This window comes from Winogradskyella poriferorum (assembly GCF_050618035.1).
GTDB classification, from domain to species: domain Bacteria; phylum Bacteroidota; class Bacteroidia; order Flavobacteriales; family Flavobacteriaceae; genus Winogradskyella; species Winogradskyella poriferorum_A.
In genome coordinates, this window is sequence record NZ_JBODPY010000097.1 from 1 (window position 1) to 241 (window position 241).

1 pseudogene is annotated in these 241 nt (G+C 30.3%); it reads right to left on the reverse strand.

Annotated features, from left to right (window positions below):
• Positions 1–10: 10 nt before the first annotated feature.
• A pseudogene (locus ACRHOC_RS15060) lies at positions 11–241 on the reverse strand (gliding motility protein GldM); the annotation flags it as partial.

Genomic DNA, 241 nt, shown 5'->3' on the forward strand with positions numbered 1-241 from the left:
CTAATGAATTTCAAAGTAATACATTATAAAGCTTAGCTTCTGTTGTTTTAACATCATTTTGAATCGATGTTAATTTTCCATGAGATGGAATTGCAGGGAAACCTTTAAAGTTATAGTCTAAATAACTCAATTTTGAACCTTCGTCTGGTTTAACATCACTAAAATCAAATCGCTTATCAAAGTTTTCTAGAGCAGCCTCATAAGTAATATCTTCACCAAGTACTGCTTTAATAACTTCCTT